The organism is Amycolatopsis sp. NPDC102389 (assembly GCF_044765885.1).
GTDB lineage: Bacteria > Actinomycetota > Actinomycetes > Mycobacteriales > Pseudonocardiaceae > Amycolatopsis.
Genome location: NZ_JBIWKX010000037.1, coordinates 1 through 23,997, shown reverse-complemented (window position 1 = coordinate 23,997; position 23,997 = coordinate 1). Strand labels below are relative to the sequence as shown.

Annotated in this window: 20 protein-coding genes; 10 read left to right on the top strand and 10 right to left on the bottom strand. The window is 68.8% G+C overall.

Features of this window, described 5'->3' with window-relative positions:
• The first annotated feature begins 64 nt into the window (after positions 1–64).
• The 3 genes from ACIRGA_RS27320 (at position 65) to ACIRGA_RS27310 (ending at position 5,757) form a co-directional block, all read left to right on the top strand.
• Entirely contained in the window at positions 65–3,016 is a 2,952-nt protein-coding gene (locus ACIRGA_RS27320) for a BTAD domain-containing putative transcriptional regulator (RefSeq protein WP_400945890.1), read from the top strand.
• Positions 3,017–3,150: 134 nt separating this feature from the next.
• A complete protein-coding gene (locus tag ACIRGA_RS27315) occupies positions 3,151–4,377 on the top strand; it encodes a hypothetical protein (protein WP_400945888.1) in 1,227 nt (408 codons plus the stop codon).
• A gap of 159 nt (positions 4,378–4,536) precedes the next feature.
• Complete coding sequence (locus ACIRGA_RS27310; RefSeq protein ID WP_400946000.1) at positions 4,537–5,757, top strand: glycoside hydrolase family 88 protein; 1,221 nt, start codon at positions 4,537–4,539, stop codon at positions 5,755–5,757.
• Between the two features lie 127 nt (positions 5,758–5,884).
• Here the strand turns inward: ACIRGA_RS27310 and ACIRGA_RS27305 are convergent, their stop codons facing one another.
• Positions 5,885–6,364: a DUF4396 domain-containing protein gene (locus tag ACIRGA_RS27305; RefSeq protein ID WP_400945886.1), complete on the bottom strand. Its 480-nt coding sequence runs from the start codon at positions 6,362–6,364 to the stop codon at positions 5,885–5,887.
• Positions 6,365–6,602: 238 nt separating this feature from the next.
• Between ACIRGA_RS27305 and ACIRGA_RS27300 the strand changes: the two genes are divergently transcribed.
• The gene (locus ACIRGA_RS27300) at positions 6,603–7,619 is read left to right on the top strand and encodes an autoinducer 2 ABC transporter substrate-binding protein (protein WP_400945884.1); all 1,017 of its coding nucleotides are present in this window, start codon (positions 6,603–6,605) and stop codon (positions 7,617–7,619) included.
• A 1-nt stretch (position 7,620) separates the two neighbouring features.
• Here the strand turns inward: ACIRGA_RS27300 and ACIRGA_RS27295 are convergent, their stop codons facing one another.
• A complete protein-coding gene (locus ACIRGA_RS27295; RefSeq protein ID WP_400945881.1) occupies positions 7,621–8,835 on the bottom strand; it encodes a DUF6923 family protein in 1,215 nt (404 codons plus the stop codon).
• Positions 8,836–8,839: 4 nt separating this feature from the next.
• Positions 8,840–9,604: a hypothetical protein gene (locus tag ACIRGA_RS27290; protein WP_400945879.1), complete on the bottom strand. Its 765-nt coding sequence runs from the start codon at positions 9,602–9,604 to the stop codon at positions 8,840–8,842.
• 455 nt (positions 9,605–10,059) lie between these two features.
• Here ACIRGA_RS27290 and ACIRGA_RS27285 point away from each other — a divergent pair, with 455 nt between their 5' ends.
• Complete coding sequence (locus tag ACIRGA_RS27285) at positions 10,060–11,085, top strand: family 2 encapsulin nanocompartment cargo protein polyprenyl transferase (RefSeq protein ID WP_400945877.1); 1,026 nt, start codon at positions 10,060–10,062, stop codon at positions 11,083–11,085.
• 57 nt (positions 11,086–11,142) lie between these two features.
• Here the strand turns inward: ACIRGA_RS27285 and ACIRGA_RS27280 are convergent, their stop codons facing one another.
• Positions 11,143–12,273 (bottom strand): CapA family protein, encoded by a 1,131-nt coding sequence (locus ACIRGA_RS27280; protein WP_400945875.1) that lies wholly within the window; start codon positions 12,271–12,273, stop codon positions 11,143–11,145.
• Between the two features lie 297 nt (positions 12,274–12,570).
• On the opposite strand from ACIRGA_RS27280, the gene ACIRGA_RS27275 reads away from it, so the two are divergent.
• Genes ACIRGA_RS27275 through ACIRGA_RS27260 form a run of 4 tightly spaced genes read left to right on the top strand, consistent with a single transcriptional unit; the run spans position 12,571 to position 16,746 of the window.
• Positions 12,571–13,545, top strand: coding sequence for a substrate-binding domain-containing protein (locus ACIRGA_RS27275; protein ID WP_400945872.1), 975 nt, complete (start codon positions 12,571–12,573; stop codon positions 13,543–13,545).
• Between the two features lie 20 nt (positions 13,546–13,565).
• Complete coding sequence (locus ACIRGA_RS27270; protein ID WP_400945869.1) at positions 13,566–15,107, top strand: sugar ABC transporter ATP-binding protein; 1,542 nt, start codon at positions 13,566–13,568, stop codon at positions 15,105–15,107.
• A complete protein-coding gene (locus ACIRGA_RS27265; RefSeq protein ID WP_400945867.1) occupies positions 15,104–16,102 on the top strand; it encodes an ABC transporter permease in 999 nt (332 codons plus the stop codon). The genes ACIRGA_RS27270 and ACIRGA_RS27265 overlap by 4 nt, the downstream gene beginning before the upstream one ends.
• Positions 16,099–16,746, top strand: a complete 648-nt coding sequence (locus ACIRGA_RS27260) for a FadR/GntR family transcriptional regulator (protein ID WP_400945865.1) — start codon at positions 16,099–16,101, stop codon at positions 16,744–16,746. The genes ACIRGA_RS27265 and ACIRGA_RS27260 overlap by 4 nt, the downstream gene beginning before the upstream one ends.
• On the opposite strand, the gene ACIRGA_RS27255 is transcribed toward ACIRGA_RS27260, so the two are convergent.
• From ACIRGA_RS27255 to ACIRGA_RS27230, 6 genes are all read right to left on the bottom strand, one after another.
• On the bottom strand, positions 16,747–18,063 hold the full coding sequence (locus tag ACIRGA_RS27255) for a DNA polymerase IV (protein WP_400945863.1): 1,317 nt from the start codon (positions 18,061–18,063) through the stop codon (positions 16,747–16,749).
• Positions 18,050–18,373, bottom strand: coding sequence for a transcriptional regulator (locus ACIRGA_RS27250; protein ID WP_034320046.1), 324 nt, complete (start codon positions 18,371–18,373; stop codon positions 18,050–18,052). Before ACIRGA_RS27250 ends, ACIRGA_RS27255 begins: the two co-directional genes overlap by 14 nt.
• On the bottom strand, positions 18,370–18,996 hold the full coding sequence (locus ACIRGA_RS27245; protein WP_400945861.1) for a hypothetical protein: 627 nt from the start codon (positions 18,994–18,996) through the stop codon (positions 18,370–18,372). Before ACIRGA_RS27245 ends, ACIRGA_RS27250 begins: the two co-directional genes overlap by 4 nt.
• 20 nt (positions 18,997–19,016) lie before the next feature.
• Positions 19,017–19,748 carry an ABC transporter permease gene (locus ACIRGA_RS27240; RefSeq protein ID WP_400945859.1) on the bottom strand — a complete coding sequence of 244 codons (732 nt, stop codon included), beginning with the start codon at positions 19,746–19,748 and terminating at the stop codon, positions 19,017–19,019.
• Entirely contained in the window at positions 19,745–20,647 is a 903-nt protein-coding gene (locus ACIRGA_RS27235; protein WP_400945856.1) for an ABC transporter ATP-binding protein, read from the bottom strand. Before ACIRGA_RS27235 ends, ACIRGA_RS27240 begins: the two co-directional genes overlap by 4 nt.
• A gap of 143 nt (positions 20,648–20,790) precedes the next feature.
• Positions 20,791–22,359, bottom strand: coding sequence for an alpha/beta hydrolase (locus ACIRGA_RS27230; protein ID WP_400945854.1), 1,569 nt, complete (start codon positions 22,357–22,359; stop codon positions 20,791–20,793).
• Between the two features lie 290 nt (positions 22,360–22,649).
• Between ACIRGA_RS27230 and ACIRGA_RS27225 the strand changes: the two genes are divergently transcribed.
• Positions 22,650–23,822: a macrolide family glycosyltransferase gene (locus ACIRGA_RS27225; protein WP_400945851.1), complete on the top strand. Its 1,173-nt coding sequence runs from the start codon at positions 22,650–22,652 to the stop codon at positions 23,820–23,822.
• Positions 23,823–23,997 lie beyond the last annotated feature (175 nt).

The following is a 23,997-nucleotide window of genomic DNA, read 5'->3' as shown; positions in this document are numbered from 1 at the left end:
CCAACCATGGCGGGACGGCAATATTATCGGCGGATATGGGGCTCCTGCCGTATTGGCGGTTTAGGTGACTATTCTCGGGTTTCGCGTTCTCGGTCCGCTCGAAGTGGCGGTGGACGGGCAGGTGGTGCCGCTCGGCGGCCCCAAACCACGTCTGCTTCTGGCGGCTCTCCTGCTCCAGCCCAACGTCGTCGTCTCCACCGAACTGCTGATCGAGGTCCTGTGGCCTTCGTCGGCTCCCCGTTCGGCGGCCGCGAACATCCGCACCTACGTCCATTCACTCCGCAAACGCCTCGCCGACCACGACCCCGGGCTCGGGGAACGCATCGGGAGCCGGGCGTCCGGATACATCCTCAAGGCCACGCCCGAAGAGATCGACCACATCCGCTTCGGCGAGCTGGCCGCCCGCGCGCAGGACGCGCTCAGCCGCGGCGAAGCCGAATCAGCTCTCGACCTGCTGGATCAAGCCGAAGCACTGTGGCGCGGCGAAGTACTCGAAGGCCTCCCCCACGACCACGGCTGGGGCGCGACGGTGGCCCGCCTGTCGGAATTGCGGCTGGCGGTCCAGGAACAGCGGCTGCGGGCGAGGATCGAACTCGGCCGGACCGCCGAAGCCGTCGCCGAACTGCGCGGCCTGGTCACCGAGCATCCGCTGCGCGAGGAGCTCTGGCAGCAGCTGATCGTCGCGTTGCGGGCCGACGGGCGCACGACCGACGCGATCGAGGCCTACGAAACGGCCGAGAAGGTGCTGGCCGACGAACTCGGCACCGAACCGGGCCCGCGGCTGAGGGAGCTGCGGGCCTCGCTGATCGTGGCACCGCGGGTGAGCTCGGACCCGGTGGCCGCCGCCCTCGCCCGACCGATGGCGCCGGTCTGCCAACTTCCGCTGGACCTGCCCGATTTCACCGGCCGCGACGACGTGGTCGCCGAACTCGTCGGCCTCTTCCGCGAGCGCCGTGAGCAGGGAAAACCGGCGATCGCGGTGCTTTCCGGGGCGCCGGGGATCGGCAAGTCCTCCGTCGCGATCCGGGTGGCGCACGCGGTCCGGGACGAGTTCCCGGACGGCCAGCTGCACGTCGACCTCGCCGGGACGTCGTCCTCGCCCCGGCCCCCGATGACCGTGCTCGCCGAGCTGCTCCGCGCGCTGGGCGTCCCCGACGCGGGTCTGCCGCGCGATCTTCCCGAACGCGCGGCGCTGCTGCGGTCCCGGCTGACGACCCTGCGGATGTGCGTCGTCCTCGACGACGCCGGCAGCGCGGCGCAGGTCCGCCCGCTGCTGCCCGGCGCCGGCTCCTGCGCGGTGCTGATCACCAGCCGGATCCGGCTGCCGGATCTGGCCGGGGCCACCCCGGTCGACGTCGAGCTCCTGCCCGAAGCCGAGGCCGCGAAGCTGCTCGAAGGCATCGTCGGTACCGAGAGGGTCGCCGCGGAGCCGGAGTCCGCGGCCGCGATCCTGCGTCACTGCGGGTACCTGCCGCTGGCGATCCGGGTCGCCGGGGCGAAGCTGACCCATCGGCCCGGCTGGACGCTGCGCGTGCTGGCGGACCGGCTGCGGGACGAAAGACGAAGATTGGACGAACTCCGCGTCGGCGATCTCGCCGTCCGCGCCAGTGTCACGCTCAGCTACGACCTCCTGCCCATGTCGGCGGCGACGGCGTTCCGCGGCCTCGGCGGGCTCGGCTCGGTCCAGTTCCCCGGCTGGGTGGTCGCGGCCCTGCTCGGCCGCGAGCACGGGGACGACGTCCTCGATGTGCTGGTGGACGCCCATCTGGTCGAACTCGGCGGCTCGGACACCACCGGCGAGCCTCGCTACCGCCTGCACGACCTGCTGCGGTGTTACGCCCTCGAACTCCGCGCGCAGGACGTCCCGGCGAAGGCGCACGACGCCACGAAACGGGTGCTGGAGGGCTATCTCGCGCTCGCGGTCGAGGCCGCGGATCGGATGCCGATCCACTTCTTCGGCCTCTACCGGGACGACACCGCGGCCCAGCCCGCTCTCCCCCGGGGGACCGCCCACCTCATCGAGGATCCGGCCGCGTGGTTCGCCGCCGAACGGCACACCTGTGTCGCCGCCGTCTCGCTGGCCGCCGACCTCGGCTTCGACGCGCTGGCCTGGCGTCTCGCCGCCGCGCTGGCGCCGTATTTCGACCAGCGCGGTCACCAGGACGACTGGCTGCACACGCACGCCGTCGCGCTGGCCGCCGCCCGCCGGTCCGGCGAGATCCGCGGCGAGGCGATCATCCAGCGCAACCTCGGGCAGATCCAGCTGTACCAGGACAGTTACGCCGAAGCCCTCGTCGCGTTCGAGCAGTCGCAACTCCTGTTCGACAAGGTCGGCGACGCGCGAGGCGCGGCGATCGCGCTGGCCGGGCTCGGCACCGTGCTGCGGATCAAGGGTGAGGACACGGTCGCGCTGGAACACTGTCACGCGGCGCTCGACCAGTTCTCGGCGGCCGGCGATCCGCACGGCGAGGCCGTCTCGCGGATCGCGATCGGCGCGGTGTGGCTGGCGCGGCGCCGGTTCGCCGAAGCGGAACGCTGGTTCACCGAAGCGCTCGAACAGTCCGCCCGGATCGGAGACCGGCATCGCGAGGCGCACGCGTTGAAGCGGCTCGCGATGCTCCGGCAGCATCAGGGCAACCTGGCGAGCGCGCGGGAGCAAGTCGACCGCGCCATCGCGATCTTCAACGAACTCGGCGACGACCACTGCGTCGGCTACGCCAACCAAAATCTCGGCGAGCTGTACCTGCACAGCGGCGACCTGGCGCACGCGCAACTGCTGCTGGTCAATTCGCTGAGCGTGCACCGGCGCAACGGAGACCGCCGCTCCGAGGCCGAGGTGTCGCAGTTGCTCGGGGAACTGCACGAGGCGCTGAGCCAGCCCGAGCGGTCACGGACCTATTCGGAACGCGCGCTGGCCCTGTGGCGGGAACTCTCCGCGCGGCCACAGGAATCCGCCCTCGCTTCGCGCCTTCAGGAGTCGGCCGAAGCGTCCTACGACGACTCCGCGAGCGCCTGACCTTTCCGTCTTTCGGCACCTGATCACGGGTTCACCCACCGCGATCAGGTGCCGATTCGCGTTTGTATCGATCGTGTACAGGTCCCGGCGAAGCTCCCTTCATAGCAACCGAGAGTGCTCGAAGGGAGACCGGAATGGTCCGGACCGTGAAGGCCCGCCGGGTGATGGCGGCCGTGCTGGCCGCGGGGGCGGTCACCGCCTTGGCCGCCAGCCCCGCGAACGCGGCGCCCGAAGGAAGCTGGCGCGCCGACCTGTCCACTGTGGACGGCGACGACGTCAACGTCCGCAGCGACGGCGGCGTGCTCAGCCTGGAAAACGCCGCCTGGCACAGAAAACCCGACTCCATCGGCAGCCAGGGCTACCTGGTGCTGGCCGAGCAGCAGCTCGGGAAGCCGGTCAACCGTGTCACCGCCCAGGTGACCGCCGACGCGCCGAAGGGCACCGAGGTCGAGGTCGACGTCCGCGGCAAGCTCACCTCCCAGGACTGGACCGAGTGGACGCCCACCGAAGGCGGCGCCGCCCAGCTGTCCGCTTCGGTCTCCACGGTCCAGGTCCGCATCGGACTGCGCACGGTGACCGACGGCGTGACCGCGAAGGTCAGCGACGTCACCCTCCAGGGTGATCTCAGCCCGCAGGTGAACGCGATCGGCGCGGCCGCCGCCCCGCTGACGTACAAGGTCTACGGCACCCGCGAAGGCCTCGTGGGCGGCACCACCGCCAACGGGCACGTGATCAAGTCCCGCGACCACTTCGTCGCCCTCCCCTCGGGCCGCGGCCTGGCGCCGAAGAACACCGGCAACTACACCGTGCGCATCTGCCGCACCGACAACACCCGCTGCGAATACGCGCCGGTGTGGGACGTCGGCCCGTGGAACACCAAGGACGACTACTGGAACCCGTCGGCCACCCGCCAGATGTGGAAGAACCTGCCGCAGGGCAAGCCCGAGGCGCAGGCCGCGTACCAGGACGGCTACAACGGCGGCAAGGACGAGTTCGGTCGCAGGGTGGCCAACCCGGCGGGGATCGACCTCGCGGACGGCACCTTCTGGGACGGCCTGAAGATGACGGACAACGGCTGGGTCAACGTCTCCTACCTGTGGACCGGCTCCGGCCCGACCGGCGTCGTCAGCACGGCGGGCGACCCGATGAACGTCCGGGCCTCCGCGAGCACCAGCGCGGCGATCAAGGGCCTCGCGGCGAACTACGCGAAGGTCAACATCGAATGCTACGTCGAGGGCGAGACCGTCACCGGCAAGTTCGGCACCAGCAACATCTGGGACCGGATCGGCCCGGGGCACTACATCTCCGACACCTACCTGCAGACCGGCTCGGACCTGCCGGTGGCACCCAAGTGCTCGTGACCCCCTGAGCGCGAAGGCCCGGCGTACCCCATAACGCCGGGCCTTCGCTTTTGTTCCTTTGATCGGCACAGTTATTCACAACCATGAATGGTCTTCACAAGTCCGTAATCGTCGTGCGAAACTCCCGTGACGCATTCCCACTGACGAATGGCGGGCATCGTGAGCGTTTCCCGGCGAACCCTGTTGACCACCGCAGCCGGTGCCGCCGTCGCGGCGACGACGATCACCCCTGCCGCCGGCGCGGCCGGGGAAGAAGCCGACGGGCTAAGGACTTTCCGCCGAACGGCCGACTACGCGGTGACCAAGCTGCGAGCCGTCGCACCCGGCGTCACGGCCTTTCCGGAGATCACCCGATTCGAGAAATGGACCTATTCGCAGAACGGCGGCTGGATCGGCGGATTCTGGCCGGGCACTTTGTGGCTCGCCTCGATCTACAGCGGTGATCCGCGATTCCGCACCCTCGCCATGACGTCGGCGGAAAAGCTCGCGCCGCGCCAGCACGAGACGCGGGACCACGATCTCGGATTCCTGTTCTATCCGTCGTGGGTGACCGGCTGGCGGCTCACCGGTGACGAGAAGTGGCGCACCGGCGCGCTCAACGCCGCCGCGTCGCTCATCCAGCGCTACAACGAAAAAGGGAAGTTCATCCGGGCGTGGGGCGCGCTCGGCACCCCGGGCAACGCGGGCCGGGTCATCGTCGACACGATGATGAACCTGGATCTGCTGACCTTCGCGAGCGAGCAGACCGGGGACCGGAAGTACCTCGACATCGCCGTCTCACACGCGAAGACGACCGAGCGGGTCTTCCTGCGCCCGGACGGTTCGACCCCGCACGTGTTCGATTTCGACCCGGACACCGGCGCCGAGATCGGGCCGAACACCGTGCAGGGCTACAGCCCGACGTCCTGCTGGTCCCGCGGCCAGGCCTGGGCGATCTACGGATTCACCACGATGTACCGGCGTTCCGGCCACCCGCTGTTCCTGCGGACCGCGCAGCGCCTGGCCGACTTCGCGCTGCGCGCCCTCACCCCGGACAACGTGCCGGTGTGGGACTACCTCGCACCGCAGGCGCCGCACGACATCAAGGATTCCTCCGCCGGCGCCGTGATGGCGTGCGGCCTGCTCGACCTGGCGAAGGTCGCGAACCGGCCGCAGTACCGCGAAGCGGCGATCCGGATCCTCACCGCGCTGTGCGACACGTGCCTGACCACGAAATCCACGCGCGCCGAGGCGATCATGGCACGGGGAACGCGCAACCGGCCGTCCGAGGACGGCGTCGAGATTTCGTTGCCGTACGGCGACTACTACCTGCTGGAGGGCATTCTGCGAGTGCTGATGCCGAAGGAGATCGACGAGGCCATCGATCTGTCGAGCGTCTGAGCTCACGACCGCCTGGCCACACCTCCGCGCGCCAGGAAAGGACCTTTCCTGGCGCGGGCAGGTCCGTGAAGGCCTCCTTCACTACCTTCAGGGTAGGGAAGGAGGCCTTCACGGACCTCCGCCCGGCTCAGTGTGCGTGGTGCCCCTCGTGACCGCCGTGGTGCGCGTGGACCTTCGCGTGCCCCAGCCCGCGCCCGATCATCCACTTGTTCACCGGCACCGTCAGCACGAACGCGACGGCCAGCGAGAACGCCAGCGTGCCCCAGAACAGCAGGCTCCCCAGCCCGGCGTCCATGGCACCCGGCACCACCAGCATGACCCCGTTGTCGACGATCTCCATGACCGCGATCGACACGGTGTCGGCGGCCAGCGCCACCTTGAGCGCGGTGCCGAACCGCAGTCCCGACTTCAGCACGCCGCGCATGGTCAGCGCGTAGCCGAAGACGAAGGCGAGCGCCACCGAGAGGATGACCGTCGCCAGGTTGCCGAGGCCGAGCCCCGTGCCGATGACCATGCCCAGGACCTCACCGATCGCACAGCCGGTGAGGCAGTGCAGCGTCGCCGTCGCCGCCATCGACCAGCTTGCTCCATGCCGCGTCTCGCTCATACGGGAGACCATACCCCCCACCCGTATGTTTGTCGCGGTGACCCCGGTCTCGCCGGTCGCTCACCGTCACCCCTATCGGCCGATCCGGTAATCAGCCCTGGTCGATGAACTCACTTCCGTAACCCTTTGCGCTCATCCGGTTGACCGGGGTAACCGGAGACCCCTAGTTTCGCCGGAGGTCTCCACCGCGCGTAGACCGATCGGCTGGTTCAGGTAGTTCCGTGACTATGGGGTGGAGATGCGAGGGCCGACGAAAACGCTCGTCGTCGCCACTGTGCTCGTTTTGGGCATGGTGTTCGGGCTGACCGGCTGCGGCGGCGAAGAGCCGGCCGGGATGGCGGCCAAGCCGATCAGGATCGCGTTCGTGCCGAAGGTCGCGGGCATCCCGTACTTCGAGGCGATGAACACCGGCGGGCAGGCCGCGGCCAAGCAACTCGGTGTCGAATGGACCTCGACCGGTCCGGTCACGGTGGACCCCGCTGCGCAGGTCTCGATCGTGCGCGGCCTCGTCGACCAGCAGGTCGACGTCATCGCGATCGCGCCGAACGACCCCAGGGCGATCGCGCCCGCGATCACCGACGCGCGGGCCAGGGGCGTCCGAGTGATCACTTCGGACACCGACGCGCCCGGCACCGATCGCGAACTCTTCGTCAATCAGGCGACTCCGCAGGGCATCGGCAGGGCGCTCACCGACGCGCTGATGAAGAAGATGGGCAACGCGGGCAAATACGCGATCGTCTCCTGTGGCGAGACCGCCGAGAACCTCAACGCGTGGATCGCCGTTCAACGGGCCTATACGGCTACCCAGTACCCCCATGCTCAGCTCGTCGAGACGGTCTACGCCGGCGAAGACAAGGACAACGCCACCGCGCTGGCCAAACAGCTGATGACCAAGTACCCGGACCTCACCGGCTTGGTCGGCGAATGCACGACGTCGGCGCCCGGCGTCGCCGAAGCGGTCCGCTCGCAGCAGAAGATCGGCCGCGTCTTCACCGTCGGCGTCGGGACTCCGCAGGCGATCAAGCCGTACCTGCTGGACGGTTCCGCGTCGCTCTCGGTGCTGTGGAACGTCGAATCGCTCGGCTACCTCACCGCCTGGGCGGGCAAGCAGATCGCCGAGGGCAAACGGCTCGGCCCGTCCAACAAGGTCAACCTCGAACTCCCCTCCATCAAGTACGAGGAAGCCACGAAGACCCTGCTGCTGGGCGACCCGCTCCTGATCACCCGCGAGAACGTCGACCAGTTCAAGTACTGACTCACCGGGCCCGCCGGACGGCACCGGCCGCCGCGCCACCACCGAGGATCAGGACCAGCGCGGTCAACCCCCACCGCCGTTTCTCCTTCGTGCGGGCATGGGAATCGACCTCCGCCGCCTCTTCCTTCCGCTCCCTGGGCGCCGCCGAACGAGACGGCTTCGGCAGTGAAACGGGCGGCTGCGGCATCACCCGAGGAGCGGAGGTGGGCGCCGGGCTCGACGACGACGGTGTCGGACTCGGACTGGGGCTCGGTGTCGGGCCCGGTGAAGAAGACGGACTGGGCGACGGCGAAGTAGGAGTGGGCGTCGGTGTGGGGGTAGGCGAAGGCGTCGGAGTAGGGGTCGGTTTGGGTGGTTCAGGCTTGGGCGGTTCGGGTTTCGGCGGCTCGGGCGCGGTGAGGCAGCCCGCGGCGTCCGAACCCGCCAGCGGTGGTCCCGAAAGTACGACCGTCACCTGCCCGCTTCGATCCAGCCGATAGAGCACGCTGCGCCCGCCGATCCGGTTCGCCGTGGCGTACAGGGCACCGTCGCGGCCAAGCACGACCGAGCCGTAGACGTCGGCGGGCGGGAACCGCGCGTCTTCGGCTTCACGGACCTTGCCCGACTCCGGATCGATGGTGATCACGGCGCCTTTTCCGCGCCAGGTAGTGGAAACGCCGTAGAGCAAACCGTTGTGGTACGCGAAATCGTTGACGTCGTGGGCGAGGGTGATCGGCCGCAGGAACACCGTCCTGATCACCCGCAGGTACCGCTCCCCCGGCGTCAAGTCCACTGTGTACAGTGTGCCGTTCCTGAGCAGGTACCAGGAATTCCCGCCGATCGCGCCGGCGGTCACCCCCGCGACGGGGCTCCACACCGGCAGCCGGTTCCCGGCGCGGGTGATCGGGCCGAGGTCCTGGGTCTTCCCGGCTCGATCGATCGTCACCGCGTGCGTGCCCTTGCTGAGCCCCTCGGCGACGCCGAAGACCAGATCCCGCGTCGCCGAGTAGCCGAGCGCGTTGAGCCGGTAGCCCGGATCGGTCACGCGTGACGTGGTCCCCGAACCGACGTCGAGCCACCGCAGTTTCGACGGCCCGTACGACCCGGTCTCCGCCCGCACCACCAGGCAGGACTCGGCGGCTCGCGCGGCCATCGGCGCCAGGAACGCCGACGCCCCCACCAGCCCGGTGACGGCCACCGTCGCCGCCGCCCGGGTCACCCGGTCCACAGTGCTCACCGGCTCAGGAGATCCTCGCCAGCGCGGACGTGAAGGCGTCCGGCGGGATCCGCACCCCACCGCCGAACGGGTTCTGGAGCTGGTAGATCGCGAACAGCAGCAACGTGACCGTGCCGGCCAGAGTGGACACGATCACCAGGTGCGCGGCCAGCCGGGTACCGCCGAACAGGTTGGGCAGCAGGGCCGAGACGAGGCTGCCGAGAATGAGCGCGAACCACACGACGCCGCCGACCCGGCCGCCCACGACCGCGTTGAGCCGGTTCTGCCGGGCCTCGTAGACCTGCCAGAGCTGCGTGTTCGCCTCGGTCTTGCGCTCACGGAGCCAGTCGTCGTCCGTCGGCGCCTTGTCCACCGCCTTGCGCAATTGGTCCAGCTGCGTCCAGCCGGCGTCCGGGAGGGTCGTCTGGCCCCCGGCCATCAGCGGCCACTCCTTCTGTTCGACCGTGGTCATGTACTCCGCGCTCAGCTTCCGCACTTCGTCCTTGACCTCGGTCCCCAGCGAATCGGCGGCCCAGACGGCGGCGACCAGGCTGTCCGCCTCGTGGTACGAGCCTTCGCGCGCCGCGCTCGCGGAGTCGAAGAGGGAGATCAGGATGAACGCGACCAGGACGGCGTGCAGCCCACCGACGATGGTGAACACCTGCCCGGCGGCGTCGTTGTTGTCGGGCCGTCCCTCGTCCCAGCCGAACCTGCGGACGAGGTAGCCGACGAGTCCCGCGAGGGCCGCCGCGCCGACGACCCAGGCGATGCCGGTCAGGTAAATACCCATTCGAGTCCTTCCAGGCGGAGACTGCTGAAACTAGTCACGCATCGACGAGTGGAAAAGACCGGTTGAATCAATTCATACCAGCGGCGGAGGAGCACCGGTCGATCATCACCGGCTCGGCCCAATTTCTCACCACTCGAAACACTTTTCGATACACGCAGGAAAGGCCCGTCACCGGTCGGAGAACACGGCTTCACGACCGAGTGAGCGGCCACCACGAGACGTCACCGACCCCGGCCGAACCCGGCATTTCGCGCAGCGTCGGCGCCCGATCGGCCGCCTCCTGGTCGCGCGTCCGGCCCAGTCCGGCAAACAGGTGAACCTCTCCGCAGACCCGATCGAGTTGTTTGTCCGGGCATTACCCCTTGCTATGTTGACTTTGCGCCCGCCCCCACTCGAATGGGTATCCGAGAATTGCGGAAAACAGCAGTTCACCGGGTCGACTGAAAGGGAGTCCGTTGACGACCATCGAGACCCATACCGGCGCCCGGCCCGCCGGTGAAGTACTGACCTGGAGCCGGAATCTCCTCGACCCGGCGCTGCGTGAAGCCGTCGACGGACTGCCCGAATCGATGCGGCTCATCGCCGGCTACCACTTCGGCTGGTGGGACGAACACGGCCGTCCGTCCACTTCGGACAGTGGGAAGGCCTTGCGGCCCGCGCTGGCGCTGTTGTCGGCCCAGGCGGTCGGCGGGGACGCCGAAATCGCCGTCCCGGTGGGCGTCGCGGTGGAGCTGGTGCACAACTTCTCCCTGCTGCACGACGACGTGATGGACTCCGACACCACGCGGCGGCACCGTCCGACGGCCTGGACCGTTTTCGGTACCGGCGCGGCGATCCTCGCCGGGGACGCCCTGCTGTGCCGGGCCTTCGAAGTCCTGTCCCCGTTCGGGCAGACCGCGCTGCGGGTGCTCAGCACCGCCGTGATCGATCTGCTGGAAGGGCAGAGCGCCGATCTGAAATTCGAGGAACGCGGTGACGTCGACACCGCCGAATGCGTACGGATGGCCGAAGGGAAGACCGGCGCGTTGCTCGGGGCGTCGTGCACGCTCGGCGCTCTCGCCGGGGAAGGGAGGGAGGATCAGATCGACCGGCTGACCGAGTACGGGAGGGCACTCGGGCTGGCGTTCCAGCACATCGACGATCTCCTCGGGATCTGGGGCGATCCGGCGGTGACCGGGAAACCGGTCCACTCGGATCTTTCCAACCGGAAGAAGTCCTTGCCGGTGGTGGCCGCGCTCCACTCCGGGACGGACGCCGGTCGAGAGCTGGATGCCTTGTACCGCAAGGAAAACCTCGAAGCCGCGGAATTGCCCCACGCGGCGGAGCTGGTGGAACGGGCGGGCGGCCGGAGTTGGAGCCAGGAGCAGGCCGACGCGCTCCTGACCGGCGCGCTGCACCATCTCGCCGTCTCGAACCCGGTGCCCCGCCCAGGCGCCGAGCTCGCGGCCCTCGCGAAACTGGTGGTGCGGCGACGATATTGAAGACGGGCGCGGTGAGGCAGGGGTGGGCGGGGAAGAGCCCACCCCTGTCCCCTCAAATCAGCGGCCGGGACGGGTCAAGCCCTTGTCGCCGGCACCGCGGCTGAGGACGACCTCGTCGGTGGCCTTGAGCGCTTCCGCGCCGGCGGCCCCGGCCTGCCCCGCGGTCAGGTCGAGCAGCCGGATCGGCGGGCCGAGCTGGACCAGCGTCGGAACGTATTCGGCCTTGTCGACCTTCCAGCGTTCGCCGTCCCGCACGAACCGGAACCGCGCCGCCGCGCCCTGTTCGGTCGAGCCCTTCGGCTCCGAATGCCGGGCGACGCTGTTGCCGAGGCCGTAGGCGACCCACTTGCCGTTGATCTGTTCGAAGGGCTGCACGACGTGCGCGTGGTGGCCGATGATCAGGTCGATCGAGTCGTCGCCGAGGAGTTTCTTCGCCAGCGCGCGTTGTTCGGCGGTCGCGTCGTGCTGGTATTCGGTGCCCCAGTGCAGGCTCGCGAGGACGACCTGGGCGCCCGCCTTCCGCGCGGCCTTGGCCTCGGCGATCACGGCGTCGGCGTCGATCTGGTTGACCAGCCAGGTTTTGCCCGTGGGCACCTTGATCCCGTTGAACCCGTAGGCGAAGGAGATCTGGGCGACCTTGACGCCGTTGACGTCGACGATCAGCGGCTTCTTCGCCTCTTCGGCCGAACGTGCCGAACCGGTGTGCTTGATCCCCGCCTCGTCGAGCTTGTCGAGGGTACGGGTCGCGCCGTCCACGCCCTGGTCGATCGTGTGGTTCGACGCCGTCGAGCAGTTGTCGTACCCGGTGTCCTTGAGCGCGTCGACGATCTCCGGCGGCGCGCTGAACGACGGGTAACCGCTGTACGGCCCGCCTTTCGGTGCCAGCGGGGTCTCGAGGTGGCAGATGCCGAGGTCGGCCCCGGAGATCAGCGGTTTGATCCCGGCCAGCAGCGGCCGGTAGTCGATCTTGCCGTCGCCGTCCTCCTTCGCCTGGTCGGTCAGCGCCGGGTGGATCAGCACGTCGCCGGTCGCGACCACGGTGAACGCCCCGTCCGGAGCCTGGCTCGCCTGCGGCGCTCCGGACGCCGCGGGCGGCGGCTGTTGTTGTTCAGGGGCGCCGCTGCACGCGGCGAGCAGGACGGCGGCGCCGAGGAGGGCGGTGGTCTGGCGGACGCGGGAGCTGAACATCGATTCCCTCGATCGGGTGATAAGCCTCCTTCATCCTGCCTTACTCCGATCGGGTACGACACTCAACCGAAGTCAACAAGAACGATCGGACAAACTTCGGACAAGTTCCACAGGATCCCCCGTGCTCCTGACAGGCGATTAGTACGACCAGAGCCGACGTTCGTGACCGGATCGCGCCTTGACGTCACCCGGAAGAGTGTTTAGTAATACGAGTCACACTCTTCCGCTTCGTCCTGGGAGCATTCGATGTCCACAGCTTCGCACAGGTCCCTGCCCTGGCGCATTGTTGGTTCTTGTTTGATTGCCGGTGTCGTACTGACCGGCTGCTCCTCCGGAAAAGAGGCCGCCGCACCACCGCAGCAGGCGCCCGCGAGCGGCAAGGTCACCTTGTTCTACCTGCAGAAACAGGGCGATCAGCAGTACTTCGTCGAGCAGGCGCAAGGAGCACAGGAGAAGGCGAAGGAACTCGGCGTCGAGCTCAAGGTCGTCAACCTCGGACAGGACGCCAACAAGGCGATCACCGAACTCGACGCCGCCCTCGCCCAGGGTGCCAACGGCATCGCGATCGTCGTCCCGGACCAGGCCATCGGCCCGCAGGTGCTCGACAAGGCGAAGAGCGCGGGCATCCCGATCATCGCCTCCGACGACGTGATCAAGGACGGCGGCGGCACCAAATCGCCGTTCGTGGGCTTCAACGGCTCCCAGATGGGCGACTCGGTCGGCAAGGAGGCCGCGAAGCTGTTCAAGGCGGCGGGCTGGACCGCGGCCGACACCAAGATCATCAGTGCCTACAAGCAGGACCTGACCGTGTGCAAGGACCGGGTCACCGCCGCGAAGGCCGCGTTCGACAAAGACGCTGGGGCACAGGTGCCGGTGATCGAGGTCGGCACCGACAACACCCCGGTCGACGCGCAGAACCGCACCGGCGCGGTGATCGGCTCGAACCCGGGCGTCAAGCACTGGGTGGTCTGGGGCTGCAACGACGAGAACGAGACCGGCGCCGTCACCGCGCTCGCGAACTCGGGCGTCGCCGCGAACGACATCATCGGCGTCGGCCTCGGCGCCTACCTGACCTGCAAGGACTGGGCCGCGGGCAAGGACACCGGGAACAAGGCGGCGCTATTCATCTCCGGCGCCGAGGTCGGCCGCACGGCGATCCAGCTGCTCGTGGACAAGGTGAAGAACTCCAAGGAGCTTCCCCCGGAGACGATCGCGAAGACCCAGATCGTCACCAAGGACAACTACAAGCAGGCCGGCGTCAACTGCATCTGATCCCGCGTGGAGGCGATTCCATGGCCACATCCGAACCCGCGGCGGTGCTGACCGCCGAAGGGATCAGCAAACGGTTTTCCGGGGTGACCGCGCTCGACGGCGTCACCCTGGACTTCCGGCCCGGCGAGGTCCTCGCGCTGATGGGCGAGAACGGCGCCGGCAAGTCCACCCTGCTCCGCGTGCTCTCCGGCGACCACGGTCCCGACGACGGGCACCTGGTGATCGGCGGCGCGCCGGTGACGTTCGACAGCCCGCGCGCCGCGATGGCCGCCGGGATCCGGGTGATCTACCAGGAGCCGGAGATCATCCCGCACGTTTCGGTGGCGGAGAACGTCTTCGTCGGCGAACTGCCCGCACGGGGACGGCTGGTCAACCGCCGGACCCTGCACCGGATGACGCGGGAAGCGTTGCGGGAGTACGGGTTCGAAGGTGTGCTGCGGCCGGAGACGCTCGGGAGCAGGCTGTCGCCCGCGCAACGGCAGCTGGTCGAAATCCTGCGGGTGCTCACCGCCACGTCGCCGCCGAAGGTGATCGCGTTCGACGAGCCGACGTCGTCGCTGTCCGAGCACGAGGTCGACGCGTTGTTCGCGCTGATCCGACGGCTGCGTGACAGCGGCGTCGCGGTCGTCTACGTCTCCCACCGGATGAAGGAGATCTTCCAGCTCGCCGACCGGGTCGCCGTGCTGCGCGACGGCGCGCTGATCGGCGTCGAGGACGCCGGCGCCACTGACGAGAACCGCTTGGTGCGCATGATGATCGGCCGAGATCTGTCCACTTTGGAGCACCGGACGACGCAGGAGACCGGCCGGGTGGTGCTGCGGCTCGACCGGGTCACCACCGACGACGTCACGGACGTCTCGCTGGAGGTCCGTGCCGGTGAGGTCGTGTGCCTCGCCGGGCTGGTCGGCGCCGGGCGTTCGGAACTCGCGCACGCGATCGTCGGCGACCTGCCGGTGCGCTCGGGCACCGTCGAACTGGACGGAAAACCGTTGCGTGCCCGCACTCCCGGCGACGCCGTCAAGGCGGGGATCGGGTTCGCGCCGGAGGAACGCAAGACCGACGCGTTGCTGATGCAGCGATCCGTGCGGGACAACGTCTCCATCGCCGTGCTGGACCGGCTGCGCCGGTTCCGGGTGGTGCGACGGGCCAAGGAACGCGAACTCGTCGCCGAATACGTCCGCGAACTGCGCGTGCGGACGCCGTCGATGGAGCAGGAGGTCCGCAAGCTCTCCGGCGGCAACCAGCAGAAGACCGTCCTCGCGCGCTGGCTCGCGCGGCGCCCGAAGCTGCTGATCCTCGACGAGCCCACCCGCGGTGTCGACGTCGGCGCGAAGGCCGAGATCTACCGGATCATCGACGGTCTCGCCGCCGAAGGCATCGCGCTGCTGGTGATCTCGTCCGATCTGCCCGAGGTGCTGAGCCTCGCCGACCGGATCGTCGTCCTGCGCGCGGGCCGGGTCGCCGGCGGGCTCGACCGTGCCGACGCGACCGAAGAAGCCGTGCTGACCCTGGCCATCCCCGCCACCGAAGACGTCGCAAACACTGAGGAGATCGCCTCGTGACCACCATCGCCCACCCGGTGTCCCCGTTCCGCCGGACGGTGACCGCGATCGGCGTGCAGAACTCGAGCCTGCTGCTCACCCTGATCGCGCTGGTGATCCTGATGAGCTCGCTGAACGAGAACTTCTTCCGCACCAACAACCTGCTGCTGATCGGCAGCGCGATCACCATCATGGGCCTGCTTTCGCTGGTGCAGACCCTGGTGATCATCCTCGGCGCGCTGGACATCTCGGTCGGCTCGATGGCCGGGCTCGCGTCGGTGGTGTCGGCGATGGTGTTCACCTCGACCGGGAGTTCCGCGGTCGGCACCCTCGCCGCGATCGGCGTCGGCGTGGTGTGCGGCCTGGTCAACGGCATGATCATCATCTTCGGCCGGGTCAACCCGGTGGTCGCGACGCTGGCGATGCTGGCGACGTACAAAGGCATCGCGCAGGTGATCTCGGACGGCAAGGCGCAGGGCTACACCGGCGCCGACGACCTGTTCATCTTCCTCGCCAAGGGCTCGATCGCGGGCCTGCCGACGCTGGTCTGGGTGTTCCTGATCGTCGCGGCGATACTGCATTTCCTGTTGCGCTACACCGACATCGGCCGCAACATCTACGCCATCGGCGGCAACGACACCGCCGCGCGCCTGGCCGGGATCAACATCAACCGCTACATCATCGGCGTCTACGCCCTGGTCGGCGTGGTCGCGGCGATCGCGGGATTGCTGATCACCGCGCGCACCGGCTCCGGGCAGCCGACGTCCGGCTCCGAAGGGCTCGAACTGCTCGCCGTCACCGGCGCCGCGCTCGGCGGCACGATGCTCAAGGGCGGCAAGGGATCCATCGTCAGCACCGTGCTGGCGGTGATCATCCTCGGCGTGCTGAACAACGGGATGTCCGGGCTCGGCGTCAACCCCTTCTGGCAGAACATGGCCACCGGGACCCTGCTCGTCGTCGCCGTCGTGCTCCAGCAGGTCCGCGGCGGGGAACGCCGGGTCGGTCTGCCCGTATGACCCGGCATGCCCGGATCGTCGACGAGCTGGGCAGGCTGATCGTTTCAGGTGTCTTCGGGGCGGGGCAGCCGATCGTCCCCGAAGATCTCGGGCGCCGGTTCTCCGCGTCGCGCACGGTGGTGCGGGAAGCGTTGCGGGTACTGGAATCCAAGGGCATGGTCGCGGCACGGCCACGCGTGGGCACCTGGACGCGGCCGCCGGAGCACTGGGACGCGATCGATTCGGACGTCATCGCCTGGCGGGTCGACGGCCCCGGACGCGCCCGGCAGCTGGCGGAACTGGGCGAACTGCGGCGGGCGATCGAACCGCAGGCCGCGAGAATGGCCGCGTGGCATCGGCGCCCGGACGAACTCGCGGTCCTCGTCGCGGCGTATGGGTTGATGGAGGACGCCGCCGACGTCCGGGCTTTCCGGGAGGCCGACAGCACCTTCCACGCGGCCCTGCTTCGCGCGTCCGGCAATCCTTTGATCGCGCGATTGCACATCCCGGTCGTCGCGGCGCTGGACGAGGTTCCCGGCGAGGACGTGCTTTCCGCGCATTCGCTCGTCCTGGCTGCGGTGCTCGGGAAGGACGCCGACGGGGCGGAAACGGCGTCGCGGCGCTTACTGGACATCGTCACGCCTGATCTGGGCGCACTCGCGTGATCAGGCCAGGCAGTCGCCGGGCTCTCCCCTGCGCAGCGCCGGATCCTCCTGCGGGAACGTCCGCGCCACACCCGGCCCGCTGGATTTCGTCTCGAACCGGACGGTCACCCGGCCATGCCCGGCGCCCTGCACCCACCCGGTTCCGAACTCGTCGTGCACGACGTCGTCACCGGGCCGCCAGCTCGACGCCACCACGGGCACCGGCGCGGGGGCGTGCGAAATCACCGGCACGTCCGGAGCCGGGACGGAAAGCGTGAACAGCGGATCCTGATGCGGCACCGAAAGCCCGGACAACGCGACACCGGCCAGCCGCACGCCGCCGAACTCGGTCGGGTCGATCAGCAGCCGTTCCGCCATCGCGGCGAGCTGGTCGAATTCGTCGGTGGGCGACGCCATCGTCTCCGAACGCGTCACCGTGCTGAAATCGGTGTGCCGCAGTTTCACCACCACCGTCCGCGCGACCCGGCCTGCGTTGACGAGCCGCCGGTGCGCGTGCACGGCGAGGTCGCGGACCTCGCGCCGCAGGCTCGGCAGGTCGATCAGGTCGCGGTCGAAGGTCGTCTCCGCGCTGACCTGCTTGAGCTCGGCGCGGTCGGACACCGGCCGGTCGTCGACGCCGGTGGCCAGCCGCCGCAGGTCCCGGCCGACCACACTGCCCAAAGTGGACACCGCGTCGGCGTCGGAGAGCGCGGTCAGCTGCCCCAGCGTCCGGACGCCGATCGCCCGCAGTTTCCCCTCCGCCACCGGGCCGATCCCCCACAGCACCCTGGTCGGCAGCGGGGCGAGGAAATCGCGTTCGGTGCCCTGGTCGACGACGAGCAGCCCGTCCGGTTTCGCCAGATCCGAAGCGACCTTCGCGACCTGTTTCCCCGACGCCGCCCCGATCGATGCCACCAGGCCGATGTCGGACCGGATGTGCTCCCGCAGGCGCGCACCGAATTCCCGCACGTCGTCCGACGTGGCCCCGGCCAGTGAAGGCGGCTCCGCGAAGGCCTCGTCGAGGGAAATCCGTTCCAGCACCGGCGCGTACGTGGCGACGAGGTCGAACACCCGGGTGCTCAGCAGTTCGTACAGTTTGAACCGCGGCGGCAGGATGACGCCGTTGGGCGGCAGCAACCGCCGGGCCTGCGACATCGGCATCGCCGATTTGATCCCGTGTTCGCGCGCCTGGTAACTCGCCCCGGCGACCACGCCGCGCGGGCCCGCGCCGCCGACCAGGACGGGACGGTGTGCCAAGGTCGGCCGGGTCAGCTGTTCACAGGAGGCGTAGAACGCGTCCATGTCGAGGTGGATGACCCACCGGTCATGCCCGCCCATCGCCCGGCACCTCGAGAAGACGATGCAGGGCCTTCGTGTACTCCTCGAACGCGGCCCGGCCCCGGGTGGTCAGCTCGACCAGCGTCACCGGCGTGCGATGTTCGAAGGCCTTGGTGATCTCGACGTAGCCCGCGTCCTCGAGTTTGCGCAGATGCGTCGACAGGTTGCCCGGGGTCATGTCCAGCAGTTGCTGCAGCCGCGGGAAGGTGATGCTGTCCCCCGGCCCGAGGCTCGACAGGGCCACGGTGACCCGCAACCGCGCCTGCGCGTGGATCACCGGGTCGAGCTGGGGCAGCCCGTCTTCGCTCATCGCGCCCGCACCAGGAAGGCCAGGGACGCCACCAGGAAGCCACCACCGCCCGCGAGGCTCAGCACGAGGAAGTTGTGCGGTCCCCCGGCCAGCACGCTCGCCGCGCCGCACGCGATGATCCATCCGCCGAGGCCGTACTGCAGCTTGCTCTGCCACAGCATTCCGCCCGCGAGATACATCAGGCCGGTCAGGATGAGCGAGGTCCCGGACCACAGCAACGGGATCAGCTCGGTGTCGAGGCCGAGCCGGATCAGCGCGGTGTTCACCACCGTCAGCCCGCCGAACGCGATCATCCAGCTCCACCCGTACATCGCCCCGACGAGCCGGGACGGGCCGCGTACGCCGCGCCCCGCGCGGATGCCGTAGATCGCCGAGTACGCCATGGCCCCGACGAAACCGACGACGGTGATCACGGCGGCGATCCACAGCGGCATCAGGGCGGTCGGCGGAGCCGAGACGTAGATCAGCCCGAAACCGAACAGCCACACCAGACCCCAGACGGCGAGCAGCACGGCCGGATTCGGCCCGATCTCGCGCCGGGTCTTCTCCGACTGCGTGGCGATGAGCGCGAGCGATTCCTCGGGGGTCATCGGCCGCTCGTCGTCCCGTTCATCCTCCACCACTTCGGAAAACTAACACGGGCTCACAGTCTCGCCGTGTCGAGCCGGAACCTGGCCATCACCACGAGCGCGGGCACCACCAGCCACGCCGCGAGCACTCCGGCGGCGGTCAGCGTGCCCGAACCGCCGAGCACCGGCGCGCGGCCGATCTCGCCGAGCCAGTACGTCGGCATGAGATGCCCGGCGGTGTTCATCCAGCCGGGCAGGACCTGCAGCGGGATCCACAGCCCGCCGAACATGCCCAGCGGCAGCATCAGCGCACCGGTCACGGCCTGGACGGTGTCGCCCTTGCCGAACAGGCCGATCATCAGGCCCAGCACGGCGAAGGGCAGCGCGCCGAGCCACAGCGTGCCGAAGATCGTCAGCCACTGCCCGGTTTCGAGCCGGATGCCGCGGATCATCCCGGCCGCGAAGATCACCAGCAGGACGGGCAAAGCGACGAACAATCCGGCCGACACCTTGACCATCAGGTAGCCGGGCGCCCGCATCGGCGTCAGCCTCAGGGTGCGCTGCCAGCCGTCGGTGCGCTCGGTGGCGACGCGGGTGCCGGTGAACAGCGCGGCGGTCATGGCACCGTACGCGGCCATGTTCACCATGGTCACCGTCGCGGTCGAGATCCCCGGAGCGATCTCGCGGGCGCCGAAGATCCCGCCGAACAACAGGAACATCGCCAACGGCATGCCGATGGTGAACAACGCGAACTGCGGGCTGCGGACGATGCGCTTGATCTCCAGCGCGAGGTAGTTCAGGTTCATCGCAAGGCTCCTTCGGCATGGTCCGTGGTGAGCGCGATGAAGGCTTCTTCCAGTCCCACAGCGGTGATTTCGATGTTCACGGCGAGCGGGAACTCGCGCAGCAGGCCGCGGATGGCGGCGTCGGAGTCGGCGCAGTTCAGTTCCGCGTGCCCGGCGCGCAGGACTGCTCGCGAGACGCCGGGCAGCGCGGCGAGTGCCGCTTGGTCGGCATCCGGGACGACGGCGCGCAGTACCCGCCCGGCGACCGCTGCCCGCACCTCGCCGACGGGACCGTCCGCGACGACCCGGCCGTGCCGCATGAGCACGACGCGGTCCGCGTAGTCCTCGGCCTCGGCGAGGTAATGCGTCGCGAAGAGGACGGTGCGGCCCGTCGCGGTGTACTCGCGCATCGACGCCCAGAAGCGGCGCCGCCCGTCGACGTCCATGGCCGCGGTGGGTTCGTCGAGTACCAGCAGGTCGGGATCGCCGACCAGCGCGAGCGCGAACCGGACCCGCTGCTGCTCTCCGCCGGAGAGTTTCCCGCAGCGGCGGTTCGCGTATTCGGTGACGCCGGCGCGCTTGAGCACCTCGCGGACCGGCAGCGGATTCCGGTGCAGCGAAGCGAACAGGCCGACGAGTTCGGCGACCGTCGCGTCCCGCAGCAACGTCCCGTTCTGCGCCATCGCGCCGACCATCCCCTGGTCCATCGCCTCGGCCGCGCTCAGCCCGGCGACCCGCACCTGACCCGAATCCGGCCTGCTCAGACCGAGCAGCATGTCGATGGTGGTCGATTTGCCCGCACCGTTCGGCCCGAGCAGCGCCACCACCTCCCCCGGCGCCACCCGCACACTGACGTCTTCGACGGCCAGGACGTCACCGAAGCGTTTGACCAGCTCTTCGAGGCTGAACGTGTCCGCCATGACTTTCCCCCTTCGAGCACTCTGAACTACAAAGCTCACTTCCACTTTGTAACACAAAGTCCCCTGTTGCGGAAAGCCTCAAGTCCGTGAAGGCCTCCTTCCCTACGCTCAAGGTAGGGAAGGAGGCCTTCACGGACTTCTAGTTAGGCGGGCACCCGGGAGGTGGCCGCGTCAGGGACCGACGAGGCCGAAGCGGCGGGGGCCGGCGGCGGCACCGGGAGCGGCAGCGGCGCGCATTCGACGTCGGCCGTGCGTCCCGGCTTGCGGTCGGGCAGTGCCCCGGTCGCCAGGTAGTCGGCGATCCGGTTGTCGACGCAAGCGTTTCCGCGCGGGGTGATGGCGTGGCTCGTCCCGCCCGGCTCACCGATCAGGCGAGCGCCGGGGAACCGGCTACGCACCTCGAGGCTGCCTTCGTACGGCGTCGCCGCGTCGAGCGTCTCACCGATCATCAGCACACTCGGCACCTTCGAGCCGTCGACCTTGACCGGCTTGGCGGGTTTCGCGGGCCAGTACCGGCAGGGCGCGTTGAACCAGGCGTTCTGCCACGTGAAGTACGGCGCCTTCTGGTAGGTCCGCCAGTTGTCGTGCTTCCACTGCTGCCAGCTCTGCGGCCACTTCACGTCCGTGCACTGGACCGCGAGGTAGACGGCGTACCCGTTGTCGTCGCCACGTCCGCCGAAGGCCTCGAACAGGCCCTTCATCGTCTGCCAGTCGCCCTTGTTGACGAATTTCGCGAGCGCGTCACCGAGCAGCGTCCAGCGCAGCTGGTAGTACGAGGCCTGCTGGAAGACGTCGAGGAGCTCGTCCGGCCCGATGACACCGCCCGCCGGGACGGTGGCCGCCTTCTTCAGCTGCTCGTCGAAGACCTGCTTCACCGCGGCCTGCGTCTTGCCGAGGTGATAGACGTCGTCGTGCTGCGCGACCCAGCCGAACCAGATGTCGATGTTGACGTCGAACGCGACATCCTGGTTCAAGTTGGCCTGGTACCAGACGTTGCGGGGGTCCACAGTGGAATCGAGGACCATCCGCCGGACGTGCTGCGGGAACAGCGTCCCGTAGACCTGGCCGAGATAGGTGCCGTAGGAGTACCCGTAGAAGTTCAGCTGCTCCACGCGGAGCGCCTTGCGGATACTGTCCATGTCCTTGACCGTGTCGGTCGTCTTGATGTTCTCCAGCAGCGCGCGGCTGTTCTTCTCCGCGCACGCGTCGGCGTAGGACTTCGAGCGCCGCAGCCAGGTCTTCTCCAGCTCCGGCGTCGTCGGCACGTAGTTCGGCCGGTTGTAGTCCATGTAGTCCGGGATGCACGAGAGCGCGGGCTTGCTGGAGCCGACGCCGCGCGGGTCGAAACCGACCCAGTCGTAGGCGTCGCCGGCGTGGTTCGGCACGCGCGGCCCGCGGGTCGCGAGCAGCAACCCGGAACCGCCGGGCCCACCGGGGTTGGTGAGCATGACGCCCTGGTACTGCGCCTCGGGCGTCTTGTGTTTCACGCGGCTGAGCGCGAGCTGGATCTTTTCGCCGCGCGGCCTCGAATAGTCCAGTGGAACGGACAGGTAACCGCATTCGGCGCCGGCGTTGATCAACGTCGGGTCGGTGCACGCTCCCCAGGTGATCGTCTCGACGGGCTGTGCCGTCTCCGCCGCGCCGGCGGGCGCGGTCACCGCGACCGACGCGAGCGTGGCCGCGGTCAGCGCGGTGATGAGAACACGTCTCAAGGTTTCTCCCTTTCCCTCCAAAGGTGAAAGCCCCGAAACCCTATCCACGTCCATGACCTGCGGAAGCCTTCCGGCGAAGGTCCCTACCAACGGCGGGTCCCGATCGCGGCAAACCGGGCAACCGGTTAATCGGTTGGGACGCCTCGCGCGGCTCGCTAGGATGTCGATCATGATCTGCCACATCCGCATGCGCACCGCCTGAGACGGCGTGACCGCAGGGCCGCCCGCGATCGGGTGGCCCCATTTCTGCGCGCCGTCTGACGTTCCTTCACGAATTCAGACAGGACATCATGCAGAAGCAGCACATAGCCATGATCGGCAGCACCGCGCCGAGCCATATCTACCCTTCGCTGGCCGTCATCCGTGAGCTCGTCGCTCGCGGGCACCGCGTCAGCTACGCCGTGGGTGAACCGCTCACCGGGTTGATCGAACCGACCGGGGCCGAGGTCGTCCCGCATCCGTCGATCCTCCCGCTCGGCGACCAGTCGGGGTGGCCGGAAGACCCGGCGTCGCAGATGCGGGTCTTCCTCGACGAGGGCATCCAGGCGATGCCGGTGCTCACCGATTTCTACGACGAGAACCGTCCGGACCTGTTGCTGTATGACATCGGCGGGCTCCCGGCGCCCCTGCTGGCCAGGCGTTACGGCGTTCCGGCGGTGCAGCTTTCCCCGACGTACGTCGCTTGGGAAGGCTACGAGGAGGACATGGGCGAGATCCTGACCGCGATCCGGACCTCACCGTCCGGAAAGGACTATTCCGCCACTTTCACCCGCTGGCTGAACGAGAACGGCATCGAGGCCGACGCCTGGGACTGGATCTCCCATCCGGAGCAGGTGCTCGCGCTGCTGCCGAGGGCGATGCAGCCGAACGTCGAACGGGTGCCGTCGTCGGTCCGGTTCGTGGGCCCGGCGCTGGACCCGGAACGCCTGGCCGATCGGAGCTGGACCCCGCCGCCGAGCGGCAAGAAGGTCCTGCTGATGTCGCTCGGCACGGCGTTCACCGATCAGGTCGACCTGTTCCGCGCTTGCGTGGACGGGTTCCGCGACTCGGACTGGCACGTGGTCATGTCGATCGGCCAGACCGATCCGGCCGCACTCGGGCCGCTGCCCGAGCACATCGAGGTCCATCAGTTCGTGCCGCAACTCGCGGTGCTGGAGGCCGCGTCGGCGTTCATCACGCACGCCGGTATGGGCGGCAGCACGGAATCGCTGTGGTACGGCGTGCCGACCGTCGCTATCCCGCTGGCCACCGACGGTTTCGGCAACGCGGCGAAACTGGCCGAACTCGGCGTCGGTGAGCAGCTCCCGGCCGACGAGGTGACGGCCTCGACGCTGCGCGCCGCCGTCGAGCGGGTGGCCGGGTCGCCCTCGGTGGCCGCGCGGCTCGCCGAGGTCCGGGCCGAGACCCGCGGGAACGGCGGGATCGCTCGGGCCGCCGATGCCGTGGAGTCGTTCCTGCGCTAACCCTCGTGAGTGGTAAGGGCGGTTCTATTGAGCCGACGGTCAAACGTGGCGTGTTCTCGGGCGGCCCGATGATGGGATGAAGGCTCCCTTCGCCGCGTCTAATGCGGTGAAAGGAGCCTTCGGCCCTGGTCAAGCGCGGGTCGTGAGTGGCGTTTCGGGTTAGAACCCGAAACGC